Here is a 3,705-nt window from a genome sequence, read left to right as displayed (position 1 = left end):
GGAAATATTACTCAAAGAAGTTCACCATCGAGTGAAAAATAATCTCGTAGTAGTATCTAGTCTTTTAGATTGGCAATCTGACTATCTTACAGATCCAGCAGCGATCAAAATTTTTGAACAAAGCCAATATCGTATCCAATCAATGGCACTTATCCATGAAAAACTCTATCAATCTAAAAACCTCGCAAAAATTGATTTAAGTGAATATTTACAAACTCTTGCTCAACAATTAGCATTTTCCTCCAATTTGGATCATGAAAGAATTACCATTGATTTTGATTTACACCCCATTTTATTAAACATCGAAACAGCTACTCCCTGCGGTTTAATTGTTAATGAATTAATTTCTAATGTTTTTGAACACGCTTTCCCAAATCATGAAACCGGACAAATATGGTTAAGAATAAAAGAAGATGACCAAAAGCAAGTAACTATAACTATTGAAGATAATGGTGTTGGTTTTCCCGCAGACCTGGATTTTCAAAATACGGAATCATTAGGTTTACAGTTAGTTTGTTTATTAACTAAACAGTTAGAAGGAGAAATTACAGTCAGTTGTGATCATGGTACTACATTTAAGTTAATTTTTTCAGAACTACGTTATCAAAAGAGAATTGAAAATTATGACCAGCATTAAAATATTAATTGTTGAAGATGAACTTCTCATTGCCAATAATTTAGCCAGAAAACTGACAAAGTTGGGATACACAATTGTAGACATTGTTTCTTCTGGAGAAAAAGCTATTCAAATGGCAGGAGAAAAACAGCCTAACTTAGTGCTGATGGATATTGTTATTAAAGGTGAAATAGATGGTATCCAAGCTGCTGCTAAGATTTCTCAAAAATATGGTATTCCAGTTATTTACTTAACAGCTTATGCTGATAATGAAACACTGGAGAGAGCTAAATCCACAACTCCTTTTGGTTATATTCTTAAACCATTTAAGGATAAAGAATTGCAAGTAACAATTGAAATTGCTTTGCAAAAATACCAAGCTGATTTAGAGCAGAAACAAAAGTACATAGCACAAGTTGAAGGGGCTGAACAAAAACTCAGTCAAGTCCAAAAATTTGATCCTCTGACTCAGTTATTAAATCGTCATGGTTTGCAAGAAGAGTTTGATTTTCTGGTCGAAAAATTTATTAATAATCTGATTCAGCCCACAGAAACAGCACCGAATTATCTTCCTTACCTACCCATTTTTTGTTTAAGTTTTGATCGTCTGGAACGAATTTATCAAACTCTTGAACCAGCAAAAAGCGATTTACTCATACTCAAGTTAACAGAACGGTTAAAGTCAGCCATTCAAGAAAAAGGTGTGATTGCGCGTACTAATAGTAATGAGTTTGTGATTATTGCCGATGCTATAGAATATCGTAACCAGGCAGTTGCTATAGCTCACGCCTTATTAGAAAGTATTTCTGAGCCAATTTTACTTGATCATCAGGAAATATTTGTTACTGCTAGTATAGGCAGCGCATTTTACTATCATCCCTACCATTTAGAAACATTGTTACAACATTGTCGGATTGTTATGACCAAAGTTCAAAAAGTGGGAGGTAACGCTTATGAATTTTATAACCATAATCTCGATAATACTAATTCCACCAAGCCTTGGGAAGTAGATTTGCACCATGCACTAGAACTTAATCAATTTCAACTATATTTTCAGCCCATAGTCAATATCAATACTGGCAAGGTTGTGGCAGCGGAAGCTTTAGTCAGATGGTTACATCCTGAATACGGAATGATTTTACCTATAGATTTTATTCCTGTCGCTGAACAAAAAGGTTTGATAGTTGAAATTGGTAAATGGGTATTTAGAAACACTTGTAGTTATTTAGCAGAGTGGAAGAATGCAGGATTACCATTAATGAAAATTTCTGTTAATCTTTCTAATCGCCAATTATCTCATGCTACATTATCTCAGGAACTTACTAACATATTAATTGAGGAAAAGGTTAGTGCTAAGTTCATTTCTCTAGAGGTGACTGAAAGCATTTTTCAAGAAGATAGTAGTTTAGCTGTACGCCGTCTTCGCTTGCTCAAGGCTTTGGGATTTGAAATAACTATTGATAGTTTTGGTACTGATAAATCATCGTTAAACTATTTGAGTAAGTTTCCTTTTGATATCTTAAAGCTAGATTGCTCGCTTGTGAAAAATTTAAAACTGACTTCAGGAAATGAAATTATTGTTGCAAGTATTATTGATGTAGCGAGAAAATTGAATATGAAAATTGTTGCTAAAGGGGTAGAAAGAAAAAATGAGTTGAAGTTTTTCTATGATCATCAATGTTATGATATCCAAGGTAATATTTTTAGTCGCCCTATTCCAGCATCAGAGTTTATAGGTTTAGCAAATACTTTGGTAATTCCTAGTATTTAGAGGATTTTTTAAAAGTAAATGGTTAATTCTCGGTTACAGTTATTAGTTTTAAGTAATGGTCATGGTGAAGATATTATTGCTGTGCGGATTATCCAGGCTCTGCAACAGTTGTCTTCTCCACCGGATATTTTTGCTTTACCAATAGTGGGTGAAGGACGGGCTTACCAAAAAATCGCTGTTCCCATCATTGGGAATGTGCAGAATATGCCGTCTGGTGGTTTCATCTATATGGATGGAAAGGAATTGATGCGCGACGTGCGCGGTGGTTTGGTAAAGTTGACTTGGAATCAAATTCAATCTGTCCGCAGGTGGGTAAGTTCACAAAAAAAGTTAGGTAATCAGAAGGCTATTTTGGCTGTGGGGGATATTGTCCCTTTGTTGTTTGCAGCGGTGAGTGGTGCGGATTACGCTTTTGTGGGGACGGCTAAATCAGAATATTATGTGCGTGATGAGGCGGGGTTATTACCGAGAAAATCCAAGTCTGCAAAGTGGGAAAATTTTTCTGGTTCAATTTACCATCCTTGGGAAAGGTGGTTGATGAGTGGTAGGCGTTGTCGGGCTGTGTTTCCGAGGGATTCTCTGACTACAAAAGTTTTAAAAAAATGGCCTATTCCCGCTGTGGATGTGGGAAATCCGATGATGGATGGGTTGCAGCGGACTTTGAACGCCCAGCAATTTTATCGTCCGAATGCTGAACAGGAGGAAGTGATTCGGCCTTTGATTGTGACTCTTTTGCCTGGTTCTCGTGCGCCGGAAGCATACAATAATTGGGAAGTGATGATGATTGCTGTATCGGCGTTGATGGCTAGTTTGCGTCAACCAGATTCTCTATTTCGCGCTACGGGGACGATGATTTTTTTAGGAGCGATCGCTCCTGGTCTAGATTGTAGTATTTTATCCCAAACTTTACATATTCAAGGTTGGCGACTTTGTGATCACTCTCCTTTACCTATTTCTGACCCCGATAGCTTGACTTTTCAACAAAAAAATTCCTATTTAATTTTGACTCAACAAGCTTATAGTGATTGCTTGCATTTTGGTGATTTAGCGATCGCTATGGCCGGAACTGCAACAGAACAATTTATTGGTTTAGGAAAACCAGCGATCGCTATTTCTGGTAAAGGTCCTCAATATAACCCTGCTTTTGCTGAAGCTCAAAGTCGGCTTTTAGGGCTATCTCTCACCCTAGTAAACCAACCATCACAAGTTCTCCCAGCCATTCAATCTCTACTCAAAAATCCTGACCTTTTACAAATGATTGCAGACAATGGCGTACAACGCATGGGGCGTGCCGGTGCAGCACAACGAATTGCAGAAT

The 3,705-nt window shown here is 37.0% G+C and carries 3 protein-coding genes; all 3 read left to right on the top strand.

Annotated elements, in window-relative coordinates; translation table 11 throughout:
- Positions 1 to 637 (top strand): sensor histidine kinase (locus tag FJR04_RS24125; protein ID WP_174763578.1); only part of this gene is annotated, 637 nt, incomplete at its 5' end.
- Positions 624 to 2,387, top strand: coding sequence for an EAL domain-containing protein (locus FJR04_RS24120; protein ID WP_168499644.1), 1,764 nt, complete (start codon positions 624 to 626; stop codon positions 2,385 to 2,387). The genes FJR04_RS24125 and FJR04_RS24120, both read left to right, overlap by 14 nt.
- Positions 2,388 to 2,405: 18 nt before the next feature.
- On the top strand, positions 2,406 to 3,705 hold a 1,300-nt coding region (locus FJR04_RS24115), incomplete at its 3' end, for a lipid-A-disaccharide synthase-related protein (protein ID WP_168499642.1).

The organism is Anabaena sp. UHCC 0204 (genome assembly GCF_009711975.1).
GTDB lineage: Bacteria > Cyanobacteriota > Cyanobacteriia > Cyanobacteriales > Nostocaceae > Dolichospermum.
This window is presented reverse-complemented; position numbering and strand designations above follow the sequence as displayed.

Coding starts and splice junctions, on each gene's coding strand:
- FJR04_RS24120 (WP_168499644.1), top strand. CDS start 624: ATGACCAGCATTAAAATATTAATTGTTGAAGATGAACTTCTCATTGCC.